The organism is Sphingomonas sp. BL-S-28 (assembly GCF_055521515.1).
In genome coordinates this window covers 2,872,264-2,887,595 of the sequence record NZ_CM145484.1, presented here as the reverse complement: position 1 = coordinate 2,887,595, position 15,332 = coordinate 2,872,264, and the positions used below count along the sequence as shown (strand labels likewise).

The 15,332-nt window shown below is 62.0% G+C and carries 14 protein-coding genes and 2 pseudogenes; 3 read left to right on the top strand and 13 right to left on the bottom strand.

All coding sequences use genetic code 11. The features are described from left to right. Positions 1-3 precede the first annotated feature (3 nt). The 5 genes from ACZ1JC_RS22285 to ACZ1JC_RS22265 all read right to left on the bottom strand — a co-directional run bounded on the left by ACZ1JC_RS22285 (position 4) and on the right by ACZ1JC_RS22265 (position 5,855). Positions 4-525 carry a DUF3341 domain-containing protein gene (locus ACZ1JC_RS22285; RefSeq protein ID WP_465138088.1) on the bottom strand — a complete coding sequence of 174 codons (522 nt, stop codon included), beginning with the start codon at positions 523-525 and terminating at the stop codon, positions 4-6. After that, positions 518-1,837, bottom strand: a complete 1,320-nt coding sequence (nrfD, locus tag ACZ1JC_RS22280; protein WP_465138089.1) for an NrfD/PsrC family molybdoenzyme membrane anchor subunit — start codon at positions 1,835-1,837, stop codon at positions 518-520. Before nrfD ends, ACZ1JC_RS22285 begins: the two co-directional genes overlap by 8 nt. Further along, complete coding sequence (locus tag ACZ1JC_RS22275; RefSeq protein WP_465138090.1) at positions 1,834-4,635, bottom strand: TAT-variant-translocated molybdopterin oxidoreductase; 2,802 nt, start codon at positions 4,633-4,635, stop codon at positions 1,834-1,836. The genes nrfD and ACZ1JC_RS22275 overlap by 4 nt, the downstream gene beginning before the upstream one ends. Beyond that, positions 4,632-5,243: a cytochrome c3 family protein gene (locus ACZ1JC_RS22270; RefSeq protein ID WP_465138091.1), complete on the bottom strand. Its 612-nt coding sequence runs from the start codon at positions 5,241-5,243 to the stop codon at positions 4,632-4,634. Before ACZ1JC_RS22270 ends, ACZ1JC_RS22275 begins: the two co-directional genes overlap by 4 nt. A 459-nt stretch (positions 5,244-5,702) precedes the next feature. Continuing rightward, positions 5,703-5,855 (bottom strand): hypothetical protein, encoded by a 153-nt coding sequence (locus ACZ1JC_RS22265; protein WP_465138092.1) that lies wholly within the window; start codon positions 5,853-5,855, stop codon positions 5,703-5,705. Between the two features lie 559 nt (positions 5,856-6,414). Between ACZ1JC_RS22265 and ACZ1JC_RS22260 the strand changes: the two genes are divergently transcribed. After that, positions 6,415-8,679 carry an FdhF/YdeP family oxidoreductase gene (locus ACZ1JC_RS22260; RefSeq protein ID WP_465138515.1) on the top strand — a complete coding sequence of 755 codons (2,265 nt, stop codon included), beginning with the start codon at positions 6,415-6,417 and terminating at the stop codon, positions 8,677-8,679. 61 nt (positions 8,680-8,740) lie between these two features. Continuing rightward, a pseudogene (locus ACZ1JC_RS22255) lies at positions 8,741-8,944 on the top strand (hypothetical protein); the annotation flags it as partial. A 58-nt stretch (positions 8,945-9,002) separates the two neighbouring features. On the opposite strand, the gene ACZ1JC_RS22250 reads toward ACZ1JC_RS22255, so the two are convergent. The 8 genes from ACZ1JC_RS22250 to ACZ1JC_RS22215 all read right to left on the bottom strand — a co-directional run bounded on the left by ACZ1JC_RS22250 (position 9,003) and on the right by ACZ1JC_RS22215 (position 15,013). Continuing rightward, positions 9,003-10,745, bottom strand: a complete 1,743-nt coding sequence (locus ACZ1JC_RS22250) for an asparagine synthase-related protein (RefSeq protein ID WP_465138093.1) — start codon at positions 10,743-10,745, stop codon at positions 9,003-9,005. After that, positions 10,745-11,392, bottom strand: coding sequence for a lasso peptide biosynthesis B2 protein (locus ACZ1JC_RS22245; protein WP_465138094.1), 648 nt, complete (start codon positions 11,390-11,392; stop codon positions 10,745-10,747). Before ACZ1JC_RS22245 ends, ACZ1JC_RS22250 begins: the two co-directional genes overlap by 1 nt. 69 nt (positions 11,393-11,461) lie before the next feature. Further along, positions 11,462-11,581 carry a benenodin family lasso peptide gene (locus ACZ1JC_RS22240; protein WP_465138095.1) on the bottom strand — a complete coding sequence of 40 codons (120 nt, stop codon included), beginning with the start codon at positions 11,579-11,581 and terminating at the stop codon, positions 11,462-11,464. A gap of 253 nt (positions 11,582-11,834) precedes the next feature. Continuing rightward, complete coding sequence (locus ACZ1JC_RS22235) at positions 11,835-11,954, bottom strand: benenodin family lasso peptide (protein ID WP_465138096.1); 120 nt, start codon at positions 11,952-11,954, stop codon at positions 11,835-11,837. Positions 11,955-12,051: 97 nt separating this feature from the next. Then, positions 12,052-12,666 carry a GntR family transcriptional regulator gene (locus ACZ1JC_RS22230; protein WP_465138097.1) on the bottom strand — a complete coding sequence of 205 codons (615 nt, stop codon included), beginning with the start codon at positions 12,664-12,666 and terminating at the stop codon, positions 12,052-12,054. Beyond that, complete coding sequence (locus ACZ1JC_RS22225; protein WP_465138098.1) at positions 12,663-13,508, bottom strand: phytanoyl-CoA dioxygenase family protein; 846 nt, start codon at positions 13,506-13,508, stop codon at positions 12,663-12,665. The genes ACZ1JC_RS22230 and ACZ1JC_RS22225 overlap by 4 nt, the downstream gene beginning before the upstream one ends. Positions 13,509-13,542: 34 nt before the next feature. Further along, positions 13,543-14,157 carry an acyl-homoserine-lactone synthase gene (locus ACZ1JC_RS22220; protein WP_465138099.1) on the bottom strand — a complete coding sequence of 205 codons (615 nt, stop codon included), beginning with the start codon at positions 14,155-14,157 and terminating at the stop codon, positions 13,543-13,545. A gap of 76 nt (positions 14,158-14,233) precedes the next feature. Continuing rightward, positions 14,234-15,013, bottom strand: a complete 780-nt coding sequence (locus ACZ1JC_RS22215) for an autoinducer binding domain-containing protein (protein WP_465138100.1) — start codon at positions 15,011-15,013, stop codon at positions 14,234-14,236. 200 nt (positions 15,014-15,213) lie between these two features. On the opposite strand from ACZ1JC_RS22215, the pseudogene ACZ1JC_RS22210 reads away from it, so the two are divergent. Next, positions 15,214-15,330 (top strand): annotated as a pseudogene (locus tag ACZ1JC_RS22210) (transcriptional regulator domain-containing protein); the annotation flags it as partial. Positions 15,331-15,332: the final 2 nt, after the last annotated feature.

The window sequence follows — 15,332 nt, the reverse complement described above, 5'->3', positions numbered from 1 at the left end:
CTTTCATAGCGGCACCTCGATAATGGCCCGCGGTGTGAGTTCGGCCAAAGCCTTGCCGGCAGCGTTGCGATCAAACCCTGCGTCCGGCAGGATCGCCAGGAAGAACCGCTCGGCGGAAAGGTCGAAGCGGTCCGCGGCAAACACCGGATGGTTGAGGCGGGGCAACCGGTTGGCAATGAACATCGTCGCGATCCCCGAGAGGACGGCGCCCAGCACCAGCATCTCGAAACAGATCAGCATGAAGGCGGGAACCGCGATCAGCGGCCGCCCGCCGATCCAGAGCGGGTAGGCCAGGTTGATCCCGGCCTGCATCAGGAAAGCCGCGAGCGCGCCCACCGCGCCGCCGATCATCATCGCGCGTGCAACGGCATTGTCGGTGTAGCCGAGCAGCCGATCCAGTCCCTCTACCGGGAAGGGCGTGAAGGCTTCCAACCGGTTCCAGCCCTGGGAACGGAGCCGGCGCGCTGCATCGAGCAGGCGGCCCGGGCTCTCGAACTCGGCCATGAGAGCATAGAGCTCAGCCATCGAGAGCCTCCTGCGCTTCCTCACGCACCTCGAACGCGGAGATCACCGGCAGGAAGCGGATAAACAGCAGGAAGCAGGTGAGGAACAGCCCCAGCGTTCCCGCATAGAGACTCCAGTCCCAGAAAGTCGGCCGGAACAACCCTTCGGAGCTTTCCAGCCAGTCGCGGTAGAGCGAGGAAACCAGCAGCATATAGCGCTCCAGCCACATGCCGACGGCGACGCTGAGGCCGATCAGAAAGAGCGCGATTGGAGAGGTGCGGACGCGCGCCCACCACAATGCTTGCACCGGCACGAAATTGAAGACGACTGCGCCCCAATAACTCCAGGCATAGGGGCCGACGAAACGGTCCCACATGGTTTCCGCTTCACGCCCGCCCGCCCAGGCGGCGGTGAAGACCTCGGCAAGGTAGCCATAGGCCGTCATCAGGCCGGTCGCGAGCAGCAGGATACCCAGCATGTTCAGATGGCGCGGCGTAACGAGGGCGCCGAGTTTCAACATCGCCCGCAGCCAGACGGTCAGCATCGAGACGACCGCGAAACCGGAAAATGCCGCGCCGAGCACGAAGTAGGGCGGGAACACGGTCGAGACCCATCCCGGCACCGGTCCTGCCGCCATCAGCAGCGAGATTTCCGAGTGGACCGAGACGACGAGCGGCACAGCTATGGCCGCCGTCAGGCGATAGCTTTGCTGCCAGCGGTGCCAATGCGCGGCCGAACCGCGCCAACCCAGCGCGCCGAGGCCGAAGAAGATCTGCCAACGTCGCTTCTCGGCCCGGTCGCGGGCAGCGGCAAGGTCGGGCACGATCCCGATATACCAGAACAGCACCGACACGATGAGATAGGTCAGGACCGCGAAGAAATCCCATGTCAGCGGGCTCCTGAACTGCGGCCATATGCCCATGGTGCTGGGGTAGGGGGCCATCCAGTAGAACCGCCAGGGGCGGCCAAGGTGCAGGATCGGGTAAAGACCCGCGCACATCACCGCGAACAGCGTCATCGCCTCGGCAAAGCGGTTGAGCGAATTGCGCCATTGTTGGCCCACCAATAGCAGCATTGCGGAAATCAGCGTTCCGGCGTGACCGATACCCAGCCACCAGATGTAGTTGGAAATGGGAAAACCCCAGCCGACCGGAATATTGTTGCCCCAGATGCCGGGCCCCCGGGAAAACAATACCCCGACGGACACGAAGAAAAGGGCGAGCAGGCAAAGTGCGAACAGGAACATCACCCACCAGCCCATCGGGGCGGGAAAACGGGTCGGGATCGCGGCGATCCGCTGCGCGGCGGCCTGTTGCTGCGCGGGATCGGTCATGCCGTATCCCCGCGCCGAATCCGCGCCTGATAGGTCGTGCGCGGGCGGGTATTGGCCTCGCGAAGCAGTTCGTAATCGCGGCCATTGGCCTTGCGCTTGGAGACCGCACTCTCGGCGCGTGATACGTCTCCAAAGACAATCGCCTGTGTGGGACAGGCCGCCTGGCAGGCGGTGACCACTTCGCCATCGGCGATCGGCCTGTCCTCTTTCTTCGCCTCGATCCGGGCCGCGCTGATCCGCTGGATGCAATAGGTGCACTTTTCCATCACCCCGCGCCCGCGCACGGTGACTTCGGGGTTGCGCACGGCGCGAAGTTCGGGTGGATCGCCGCCGGTCAGGTCGAACCAGTTGAACCGCCGAACCTTGTACGGGCAATAGGCCGAACACGTGCGCGTACCGATGCAACGGTTGTAGACCTGAAGGTTGAGGCCCTCCGGGCTATGAACCGTCGCGTTGACCGGGCACCCCATTTCGCAGGGCGCATCCTCGCAGTGCATGCAGGGCACCGGCTGGAACACGTGTTCCGGATCCTCCGGCGAACCCTGATAGTACCGGTCTACCCGGATCCAGTGCATTTCCCGGCCCTTCGCAACCTGCTCCTTGCCGACCATCGGGATATTGTTTTCGGCAACGCAGGCGATCACGCACGCGTTGCAACCGATGCAGAGATCAAGATCGATCACCATGCCCCAGGCGGGGCTCGATTTTTGGGGCGGAAAGAAACTGAAACGCGGCGGCTCCTGCGGCAGCTTGTCGCCGGCGGCATCGACAAACCGGACAAACTCGTCGTCCTCCATCGCGAAATGGTGCTGGGTGGAGGCGACCTGTTCGCTCCGTCCGGTCTTTTCGAGCCGGACCTCACCCGTCGCACCGACCAACGGCCAGGCATTGAACCCGATACCTTGGGCAACGCGGCCGCCATGCGTCCGGCCGTGCCCAAGATGCACCAATATGGTGTCGCGCTGCTGGCCGGGCAGGATCCAGACAGGCCCTTCTACGCTGCGATCGCCAACCCACAGGCGCACGACATCCTCGTTCTTGAGGTCCAGCGATTGGGCGAGAGCCGGGCTTACATGGATGGCACTGCCCCAGGCGATCTTCGTCAGCGGCTTGGGAAGCTCCTGGAGCCAGGGGTTGGAGGCGAACTGGCCGTCCCAGACACAGGGATCCGGACGGACGATCACGGTCAGGCCCTCGTCTCTTGACGCGGGCACCGCCGGGCCCTTTGTGATCGGGTGGACTGAGGCGGCCGCTGCGGGAGGCGGGGCTGCGATCCAGCCCTGAAGCAGGGTCTGGCGCCAACGCTCATTGTCCAGTTTCCAGGTTCGGCGCACGATCTCGCGGTCGTTCCGCCCGTCGCCCAAGAGATCGCCCAGCAGGGCATGGCGCGACCGAACGGCGAGCCAAGGGCGGACCAGCGGCTGGGTAATCACCGCCGATCCATCCGCGCAGCGTCCATCGCTCCAGCTTTCGAGCGCATGGGCAAGCGGCAAGTGCCAGTCGGCATGGGCGGCGGTCTCGTCAGCGTGGAGACCGGCATGGATGCGCAAGCGCACCTTTTTCATTGCTGGCGCAAAACTTGGGTTCGCGTAGACGGGATTGGCATCCAGCACGAACAACGCCGTCACTGCGCCCTGGCTCATATCGGCGACAAGCGCGGAAAGGTCCTCCCGATCGGGGGGAAGGTCGGGCTGTGGATTGCCGAGCCGGGCCGCGATCCGCCGTATGGCGTCGTGAAGATCGACGGAATAATGCGCGCCAAGCGCGATCACCCCCTGACCGCGATGCAGATTGAGCGCCTCGGCAACGGTTTTTATCCATCCCGCTTCGCGTGTGTTGAGAACCGCCGGCGCTGGCCGTTCGTCAAGCGCGGCCTCCAGCGCAGAGATCAGGACTGCGATCCGGTCCTGCCGCACCGGCAAACGGTCCGTTGCCGTGATTCCGGTGATCGTCGGGCTTGGCTCGGCAACGAACATCAGCGCGCTGCCTTGTCCGGCCTGATATGCGCGCCGCCGCTCGGCCCAGCGCCTGGCATGACAGGTCTGGAAAGGGCCGGGTCCGATGACGTCGTCGTCCAGCGCGACGACGACATGCGCGCTATCGAGAGGCAGGCCTTGCGCGCGGCGCGGGAGAGGGGACCATTCGTGCCAGCGGGCCCGCGGCCAGCGAGACATGATCTCGCCGATCTGGCGCTGCAGAGTGGGCGAGCCGATCGGCCCGGTCAGGAGGCGAAAGCCCGCGCCGCCGCTTTTATCGAGGCTAGCGCGCAGACTGCTGATTGCGGCATCCACATGCGTCCAGTCGGTCTCGCTGCCTTGGAACGCGGGCGCTTTCGACCTCTCGGGATCATAGAGCCCCAGGAGAGTCGCCTGGGTAAAGGCATCGGTTGCCCCCCCGCTTGCCGGATGATGGAGATTGCCCTCCAGTTTGATCGGCCGCGCCATCCGCGTCTTTCCCGTCACCGGCTGCGCGATGCCGTCCAGTTCCACCGCCGTTGCGTAATAGCGTGCGATACCGGGCACTTCCCCCTCGGGCTGCACCACATAGGGCAGCGCATCTTCGTCGGGAGATCGCTCGCATCCATCGAGGCCGGCGAGCGCCAGCGCTCCGCCAAGGCATTTCAGGACGTCGCGGCGCCGCCAGTCGCTCGCCGCGCCGCCAAGCGCCGGAAATTCCCGGGCAAGGCGTTCCCGCACGTCGGCACGCTCGATCAGATCGTCAAGCCCGCGCCAGAACGCGCGGCCGCGCGCGCTGCGCAGTGCCGAGAGCGCCGTCTCGAGAGGCGGCTCGCCGGTCATCGGTGACAAATCCCGCAATTGACAAGGGTCTTGGGATCGATGCGATGGGCGGCCATCACGCGTTCGCCATAACGACGCTTGTCGGCCTCCGACCAGCCGAGCGGCGTCATCCGGGTAACGCGATCGGGAGGTCCCAGATGGGGCGCGGGATCGCGGTGACAATCGATGCAGAACTGCATCTCGAATGGCCGGGCGCGAAAGGTGAGCGCCATCTTGTCAATCCGGCCATGACATTCCGCACAAGCAACGCCGCGGGCAACGTGGATCGAATGATTGAAATAGACATAGTCCGGGAGCTGAGACACCCGGTGCCAGACGAGCGGCTGTCCCGACGCGAGGCTCTGCCGGACGGGTGCAAGCACGTCGGCACCGGTCCACAGCTGCGAGTGACAGGTCATGCAGACTTGGGTAGCGGGCAGGCCCGCCTCGGCGCTCGTCTCCACGCCGGCGTGGCAATAGCGGCAATCGAGGCCGATATCGGCCACATGGTGCTTGTGACTGAAGGGGACGGGCTGGTGCTGGACCCAGCCCTGCTCGGTTTCATAAGGCGAACGGACACGCGCCCAGCCGGCAATCGCCAACACGGCTGCAGCAAGACAGGTCATCATTGCGCCAATCCGCAACCAGGTGTCGGCTGCCGGGGGGAATATCTGTGCCAGTTGACCCTCCCTGCCTGTGCGGGATGAACGAGTCCGGGCGGCGTCGGTTCCTCATGTAACTGCGCAAATATTACTGTTCGCCGCCTGGTACTGGTGGTTCGAAGAACAGTCGGAGCCGCGGCTGCCGGCTATTCGTCGAAACGACACGCCACATATGAAAGAGGCCGACCGCGCCGCGCTCGAAATCGTCGGAACCCGGGGCATCCATCTATCTGGCGATCCTCGGTTTTCTATTGTCCGCGCCCCCAGACTGAGCGCAGCTGCGTGGTCGCCCCCGAGAATTCGGCGCGCGGCTTCACCGGTGACGGATATCAGCCGCGGTACGGCGGCAGATCATGTGCGTGGGAAAGGCATCGAGATCGCCGTCCCGGGCAAGCGATGGATCGTACAAAGTCGCCCGGCCTCGTGTCATAGTTCCGCGCTCCTGCGAGAGGCCTTCTCATCGGCAATGACAAGCGCGGCGGCCACGTCGGCCGCCTGGAACTCCGAAAGCTCCTCGTGATCCATGGACAGGGCGCCTTCGTCCTCGGCTCCGGGGAATCTTAACGTGCAAATATCCATGCGTCTCTCCCGTGCACTGCTCACCATTTCGCCGCTCACCTTGCAGCTACCCGAACGGGCCATATCCCGAACGCCCAGTCAGCCAGCCCGACGCATGTTCAAGACGACTGGGACCACTTTGCGAATCAAATCGTGCAGCAGACAAAACCCCGCCTTCGCATCGCCAAGATTTGGCCGGTGCATGGGAACGCGGAATGCCTCCTAGCCGTTTTGCATCGGGAAAAGGAACAACCATCAGGTGACGTGTCATGACGGCTTCGCGAACTGCCTACCCCCCGATTCGGGACAGGGCACATCCCGAAATCGAGCGGCTTGCGCCTAGCTATACCAGACAAGGAATGTGCGTTGGCGTGCGCCCCGTTGGAAGTGATGCAGGCTTGGCCGCGTGTGAATTACCGGGGCCGCGAAAAGGCGACGATCAGATGGGCGAGCCTCGCGCCGGAGCCGCCGGCCACGCATAATCACTAAGCGCCGCCTTGCGTTCAATCACTCGGCGCGCTTTCGGGCATGGGGTGAATCCATGCCCGCTACACGAACCGTCGGTCCGGAAGCCGTGAAAATGGACGATCTCGCAAAACCTCGCAACTACGACCACGCCACTGGCGGTTGGGGCTCGCTCAGCGGCATCGCGCATGTCGAGGCCGCCAGCAAGGCAATGCCCTCGGCCGTCCAGACGCTTGCAGAGCAAAATAAGCCGGGCGGTTACATGTGCAGCTCATGCGCATGGGCGAAACCTCCCAATCCTCATGTCGCAGAGTTTTGCGAGAACGGCGCGAAAGCCACGATCTGGGATCTTACTTCCGAACGTTGCACGCCGGAGTTCTTCGCCCGGCATAGCGTGTCCGAGCTTTCCAGCTGGGATGACCACGAACTGGAACGGGCAGGGCGGCTTACCGAACCGCTGCGATATGACGCTTCGTCCGACCGTTATGTGCCGGTCGGCTGGGACGAGGCCTTCGCCGCCATCGGCGAGAACCTGAGAAACCTCGATCCGAAATCCGTCACGTTCTACGCCTCCGGCAAAGCGGCGCTTGAGCCGTCCTATCTCTATGCCCTATTTGCCCGGATGTACGGGCACAACAATCTGCCTGACAGTTCCAACATGTGCCACGAGACGACCTCGGTGGGACTGAAAAAGGTGATCGGCTCACCGGTCGGGACATGCACGTTCGAAGACCTCGCCCACTGCGATGCAATCTTCTACCTCGGTCAGAACCCAGGTACCAACAGCCCCCGTATTCTCCATCCTCTCAAGGATGCCGTCGAGCGGGGCTGCAAGATCATAGCTTTCAATCCCCTGCGCGAGCGGGGCTTGATCGAGTTCGCTGATCCGCAGAATCCCTGGCAAATGACGGTCGGGAAGTCGACCAGGATCGCTCACCAATACATCCAGGTCCGACCTGGCGGCGATATCGCTGCGCTCATGGGCGTGTGCAAGCGGGTGCTGCAGCTCGATCAAGAAAGTGGCGATATCCTGGATGCGTCGTTCCTGGCGGCGAACTGCCATGGCCTGGAAGAGTTTCGCGCCAGTGTCCTCGCGACCAGCTGGGGCGAGATCGAGCAGCATGCCGGCGTGACGCGCGCAGAGCTCGAACTGGCCGGAGACGTTTATGCGGAAGCGGAACGGGTCATCGGCATTTACGGCATGGGCCTGACACAGCAAGTTCATGGCTCGCAGGCGATCGGCATGCTGGTCAACCTTCTCTTGCTGCGGGGAAATATCGGCCGAAAGGGAGCTGGCTGCCAACCGATCCGTGGTCATTCGAACGTCCAGGGCCAGCGCACTGTGGGCATCTCGGAAAAGCCGGAACTGGTTCCCATGGACAAGCTGCGGGAAATCTTCGGATTTGAGCCCCCGCTTGAAAAAGGACACACGACTGTAGAATTCCTCGAGGCGCTGCTCGATGGCCGCGCCAGGGGCTTCGTGGCTCTTGGGGGCAATCTTGCCCGCGCCGTGCCAGACCAGTCACGCATACACCCTGCCTGGCGCAAGCTCGAACTGACCGCGCATGTCGCCACGCGTCTCAACCGCACGCATCTCCTTCCCGGCAATGAGGCCTATCTGCTGCCTTGTCTGGTGCGCGCCGAAGAGGATCTTCAGCAGAGCGGCGCCCAGACCGTGACGATCGAGGACAGCTTCAGTCACATCTATGCTTCGATGGGAAGGCGCGAACCTGCCAGCCCCCATCTGAAGTCCGAACTTGCAATCGTTGCCGGGATCGCGAAAGCCACTTTGTCCGCCAACCCGCTTTGGCGCTGGGATGAATGGACCGGCGACTACGCAATAGTGCGCAGCCTTATCGAGCGCACCTATCCTGACCAGTTTCGCCAGATGAACGCCCGGATGAACGAGGCGGGCGGCTTCTATCGCGGAAATCCGGCCCACGATCGGATCTGGAAAACCCAGAGCGGCAAGGCCGAATTCACCGTGCCCACCGTCCTGAACGCCAACGGTCTGGAGGACCGGGCTGGCAGATATACATTGCTGACCCTGCGCTCCAACGACCAGTTCAATACCACGATCTACGGCCATTCCGACCGGCTTCGCGGGCTGAAGGGCAGCCGCATGATTGTGCTGATGAATCCTGAGGACATGCGGTCGGCAGGGCTGGGAGATGGGCAGCGGATTACACTGGTTACCGATTGCGAGGAGAATTTCCGCCGGGAGGTCAACCAGCTGTCCGTAACCCCGTACGATCTTCCGCGCGGCTGCCTTGCCGGATACTTTCCGGAGCTCAATCCTCTTGTCCCGCTTAGCCATCACGACATCCTTTCCAAGACGCCGGCAGCGAAAGGGATACCAGTCCGGATCGAGGCGGAATGAAAGATGATTCCCAGAATGGTCCGGCGCTTTATGCGTCCGGCTCTCGCATGCGATTTTAAACAAAAGTCTCGCCGAGAAGAACTTCGGCCAGCCCGAGGGTTTGGGTAGTTACGGTTTTCCGGAGAGCCGGGCCGCCAGCTTCGCGCTGATTGCGTATGCATCCTGTTGGCTCAAGTGCTGGCACTCAGATGTCTTCTGCGTGAGCCTGCTCAATTCACAACCCATGAGGTTCTACGCGCCTGCCCAGATCGTGGCCGAGGAAAAACGGGACCAGTACGCGCGTTGGGATATCCTTTGGGCGAAGGCGGCCCCAACAGCCTCAACTACAAGTCCCTGATCTCCCGCGCCCACTTCTCGGCATCCATTAACCTGACGATCCGACTAAATTCCCGTCCCTTGAATGGCGTCGGATCGTTCATCACCTTCAGAACCGCAGCAGCATCGATCACGCCTTCCCGGGCAAGCAGGCCCCCGGCGAGATTGTCGCGGATGTACGCCCGGTTGGCCTCGAAAAGCCGCACAACGAAACTGTCGGGGATGCCCTTGCTGCGCCGCCACGCAACCGCTTGCGGAAGTTGATGCTCGAAAGCCCGGCGAGCGAGTGCGCGGTTGCATCCATGCTCGAACCAGCGCCAACTCGGGATCGATAGGCAATGCTCGATCAGCGGCTGCGAGACCAGCGGGGAAATTACTCTCTCCTTGGTTCCGACAGGGCCATCCTCGACAAAACTCTGTGCGGCAACAAGTAAGGCTATCTGGCCGGCGCGTCCCGGCATGCCCGAAGAATTCCGGGCAAGCCAGGGGTGCAAAGGTCTCTCGTTTGTCGCCTGGATTGCCTCACTTGAGAGGAAGCTGTCGTTGGTTTCCCATCGATAGGGCCGAAACCGTCGGCCGGCTCGCAGCAATGCCTTCCACGCAACTTGCCACACGGAGGCCTGGGCCATGTCCCCGATTTCGTGGCAGGTCCGCCAGAATGTCCCGAGACCGGCTCCGGCAAGCAGGCAGTCGCTCGCTGGCGATGCGGATTGAAGTGAGCAGAACACGTTGTCGCCGCCGCCGCCGTCGATGATAGCGTCACAGCCCAATTCGGCGGCAGTGTCGGCGGCTCCCTGATAGAGGCGCTGCTCGAAACCTCGGGCCACCGGCCTGGGCAAACGGCTTGCCGGAAGCTCGCGCAAGTCGAGCGCGGCGTCCGGCATGTTCCTTTCCTGGAGATGCCTCGCAGCATATTCGCTAACTGCGCGGGCGTAGATGCGCTCGTCCCCGGCTGCTGCAGGAGCGACAAGATTTAGACAATCAAACGACCGGCCGCGCGCCGCAAGACATGCCGCAAGGATCGAGGAATCTAGTCCGCCTGACAACATGAGCAGGGGCTTTTCGATTGCGCCGGTTTTTGCCGCAACGCACTTGATTGCCGTTTCGCGCAGCTGGTGCGCGTCGACCTCCAGTTGCGTCGGTCCTTCCACCCGCTGGTCGATGGACCACGGTGTCCAGAGCGCCTCGCTCACAGCCGCTGTGCCGGAGAAGCAGACCAGGTCTCCGCCGCGAACTTCCTGCATTCCGGTGAGGCACGTTCTCGCGCTGCGCATGTCACCAGTGAAGATTTGGTGGCTGACCTCCAGATAATCGATCGAGTTTGGCGTGCCCGAGGCGAGTTTCAGCAAATCGATGTCGGAGGCGATGCATGTCGTGCCCTGATCGGTGCGGTAAAGGCAGGGCAGGTTTCCGAACGGACTGCGTAGCATGTACACGGTCCCAGGCCCCATTATGAGAGCTACGAAGTCTCCCCAATAGTGTTCGAGCAGGTGGCGGCCGCGGCTGCTTACTATCTCGTCGCAAATATCCGGATCGAGCGTCGTGACCCTTTCAATCCCATCGCGGCGGTAAAGGGAGCCAATCACGATGCCGCCGGCATTGAGCCGGATCTGGGGAGTATCGGGGCCAGCGCAAACGAAGAGGCCGCCTCTATCAATGGAGGCAATCTGGCCGCCCTCGTTTGCAAGACGGCGCTGAAGCGCTTGGGCATCCTGGCCCAGACTGAGGCAGACGATGAAGCACGCTGCCATCACAGCACCGCGATCGGAGTATAGCGAGCGGCAATCTCGAGGTGCTCATTCACCAGAACATCGCGCCATTGCACCCACGCATGAGCGCGAAACGGGGGCATGCCAACGCCGATGATGAGATCTGCCGCCGCACCGACCGCGTAGAGGCTCCGGGCAACCGCGATGGCATAGGGAAGGCATTGATCGTGCGCGCCTATTATCCTGCCGCATCTGCGATACGCATCGGCAATGGCGGCTACTTCGGCGGAGTCTGCACCGTCTTGCTTTGGCTTGAGACGGATGGTCGAGGCCAGCGTCGGGGCTAGGCCTCGGCGCAGCAGGCTGCTGCGTGCATGGAGGAAACGGGCGCAAAGTCGGGCAATTGCTAGTCGGCTGCCCCCAACCCCTCGTTGGTCGAGAGCACTTTGCTGCGGCACTTGTCTGACGCATTCACGTAAGTCGAGTCCACTGGACGATCGCCTGAGGACACCTGCCTTGTCGAGGAGGGCGCGCTCGAATTCTGCCAGCCGTTCGCCCGCGCACGCCCTTGCGAACACACTTTCTGCCTCCTGCGAGAGGCAGAAGTAGCGATCGGCGGGAATGTCCAGGAACACAATTCGGTTCGCGAGGCGGCAGAAAGTCAGTCCTTCACGCAAGGAGGTCGTCATCTAGGCAATCCCGATACTGGTCAGCAAGGCAGGAAAAGGATGCGCGGCATTTGCCGCGCATCCTCATCGTCAGTCGTCCGAAAGGCCCGGATTCTTCTGGGCGAGGACGGCATCGTCGCCCGAGCCGATGGGGCCCTTGGTCTCGGCGCTGGCTGCGCCCAGGTCGATGGTGTCGTTTTCCTGTACCATGTCACATTCCTCCAAAGCTGCCGCGACGTTACGGCGAAGGAATGGTGGCTCGATTCGTGAATTATAAAAAATTTATAATGAAAATATAAAATATCATGACGCCATTTGGATGATGGAAGTTGAATTAATGGTAGTATAATTTTTCGATATCGGCGATGTGCAGTTGTTTTGCCGTTTTAGATCCAGTCTTGGAGGGGCTAAAATAAAGGATGCGCGACATGCGCCGCGCATCCTCCATTTCAGGGAAGCTGTTTCAGTCGTCCGAAAGGGCCTGCGCCCCTTGGCCAAGGACCATGTCGAATCCTGTGCCGACGGGCCCCCTGGTTTCGGCGCTGGCAGTGCCCAGATCGATGGTGTTTTCTTGACGTTCCATGTCATTCTCCTCGTTTGATGCCGCGATATTGCGGCACGAAAAGATGACGCCGTTAGAAGGTTATAAAAAATTTATAATGTGATTATAAAATTACGATCTACTCGGATTGCGTCTCCGATATCTTGTATATTTCTGAAACCAGCGCGCGTGCCTTGCCAAGTCGGCGGGAATGATACTTTCTGAGTTCGGCTGTAAGGAGCGGCGCTGCCGCTCCAATTGAGCCTGCGATGCCTGCGATTTCGGATTCGATTTCTCCCAGAACGAGGACTTCTACCGTGCGCGCAGCTGTGAGCCGGTCATTTGCCGAAGCTATCTGCGCCGCGATTTCGGGCCGGCCCGACCGCAGCCCGATCGCTGCAAAAAGCGAGGCCGGACCGTCCGCAGGACCGGCCGTTAGCCGCCGCGCGGCATCCTCACCGGACTTCCAGCCAGGCGAGGCCAGTGCCAGTTTCAGGATTTCGAAGTTCCAGCGATAGAGGTCCACCAGCATGGCTTCGGTCAAGACCGGCATATGAAAGCCGGTGTTCTTGCGCATTTCGACGACGCGCTCGCCAGCGAGCCGCAGCAATGCTTCGCGGACAGGTGTGACGCCTGCGGAAACGGCATCGGCAATACGGCTCGGATCAAGACGCAGGCCCGGAATGATCGACCCCGACATCAACAGGCGTTTGACCTCTTCGTAAGCCTGTTCGGCCCGCGTTCCGGCATTCATTCAGGCCCCCTTCGGTTCGCTGCCCAGGTCGCAAGAGCTTCTGCCTGGTCGGGGCGCAATGCATCGGTTGCTCCGGGCAGGTCGGATGGATGGGGCTCAAGCAATACCGAGGGGCAAAGGCCTTCGTAATTGCCGAGATTGGGACGGTGCTGCCGGTAACCGACAAGCGCCGCAAGCTCGGGCGAGAACCGGCGCGCGATGGCGGGCGGATAGGCCAGCCATTGGTTCTCGTACGGCTTGAGCCAGCCGAGGCAGTAGCTTGCGATCATGCCGCGCCGAACCATGTCGCTGCGATTGGCGCCGGCGCCGTGCAGCGTCGAGCCCAGAAACACCAGGGCATCGCCGGGCTGCAGATCGATTGCGATCGGATCGCAGTTCGGTTCTTCGCGAAGGGCGGCGGCTCCGTGGCTCTTTGGCCAGAGCAGCGTTGCCCCGTTCTCTTCACGATATGCCGTGAAGGGCCACATGACGTTAACGAGGTATTCGACTTCTCCGGTAATCCCGCGCCACATGTCCTGATCGCGGTGCGGAAACTGCGCGGGCGCGCCAGGATGCAGGGCAAGGCCCTGTGTAAGGTTCAGCTGAATGGTGTCGCACCAGGGCGCGAGGATATCTTCGGCCGCGCTGAGGACCGCTTCGTGGCGAACCAGGGCCTCGGCGAGCGGGGAGCGTAGCAAGACCCGTCCGAACCGTCTGGTGCGAGGACCGTAGAAATCACCGTTGCAGAATGGAGTAGTCTCGAAGGCGGGGGCTAGGTCCTTGTCGAGTTCGTCGATCAGTTCGGGATCGACGATACCTCTGAGGACCGCGTAGCCATGGGCGCGCAAGTCCGCCGCGATCATGGCAGAAAGGACGGGCGGCTTCGCGCATCGAGGTTCAATGGACATGTAGAGCCTCCCTGGCACCGCGCATGGGGAACACTCCGCCGCGCTCGAGCAGGGCATGCGTGTTCGCGTCGATATCGATGGTCATTGCGCCGAGCCGCTTGCTGCCGTTCAGGCAGACTGGTCCGAGCGGCTGGCAGCGCCACCCGAAGGCCAGTATTTGCCTCAGCCATGCCTCCTCGGCGATGCCTGTGTACTGGGTAATGCCATTCTCCAGCGCATGCTCGACAAGCGCGTGGATGAGTTCGTCCCGGACTGCGCGGCGCTCTGCACTGGAGAGGCGTGGATCGAGGCAGAAGCGGGAGATCTCGAGGCAATGCGGTCCGCGCGGTACTCCGGCGTCGCACAGCCATGGGAAAAGCGTGTCGAGCAGGTGCGGCACCTGGGTGGGCAGGAGCCGTGCAGATGCCTTGTGGCGTGCGTTGCCGTCGGCGAGCACGATGTACTTTGCAGCCTGCGTATCGAACTGATCGAGTTCGAACCGTCCGGCAAGCGAGGGGACATCCCACTTCAGAAGATCGATGAAGACGCGCTTGCGTGCCTCGAACATGCTTCTCAACACCGAATGCTCGCTTACCTGCGATAGTTCTGAAATCTGATGGATCATTTGGACCTCCGTATTCTGGAGGTCCAAACCTGAACTTCGTAGCCGCGGCGGCGTATCCTACAGTTGTAGGATACGCTCAGAGCGGAACTTCGGCGTAGCTGATCTCTCCACTGCGCAAGGCGCGATAAGTGAGAGCTGCCCGGTCATGGACACCCAGCTTCCCGAAACTTTCGCTGACATGCTGGCGTGCCGTATACTGGCTGATGCCAAGGATATGTCCTGCTTCCCAGTTGGTCTTGCCGGCGGCTACGAGACGGGTGATCTCAGCCTCTCGATTGGTGAGAAGGGCGGGGCGCCTCGGCATCAGGAAGAGTTGCGGGTCGAGAAAGCGTCTTGCCACAGTGAAGGCATAGAGGCCGATCAACTGGGCGAGCACGAGGTTTGGCGCGGCCAGCGAGCGCCCCGGCCTGACTGCAAAAGAGCACGAACCCATATGCTCGCCGGGAAGATTGAAGGGCACCGTGAACCCGTCGCCGATCCCATGCTCTTCGGCTCGGGCGAAGATCTCGATATCCTGCGCGCTCAAGGGAATGAAGTTGCCGACGCGGCGCCAGCTGAATCCGAAACCGGCCTTCTCGCTGGCGCGCTGAACCGGATCGGCACCGCCCAGACCACTGGAATCGAAGAACTGGACCCAGCTGTCGGGATAATTGTGGAGTCGCACTGCCCCTGGAATTCTTCGTCTCCAGTCGACATGGTGGGTAAGCGCAAAGTAATCGTAGCCCAGATCGCGTGCCGTGCGGGCCAGGACCGAGTTCAGATCAAGGAGATTTGCGGTTTCATCCGCAGATCGGACAAAAGTGCTGAACGTGTCGAAAATGTGCATGGGCTGCATCGCCCCGTCACGGCGTTCCATGCCGCAGACTCGTGCCGGGCCGTCCTTCGTCACTTCTTGCTATCGCGGCGCCGATCTTCATTTCGGCGAAGCGATGCTGTTATGTCGCCTGGTGTACATAACCAATCTGCTGCGCCGCACAAATACCTAATTGTCTCAGAACTGACATCTTTCTTTCAGGGCTGTGAGGCCAGCGCGTGAAACGCGGCGCGCCGCTCGAAATGGGAGAGTGGCGCAGCGCAGCATTCTACGATGCCTTGCAGGGCATCGATCGTGCCGGGCTGATGTGGGAGTGGCTGAGGCGCGATGCCGCTTACATCGCGTGGTACGAGGCTGCGAG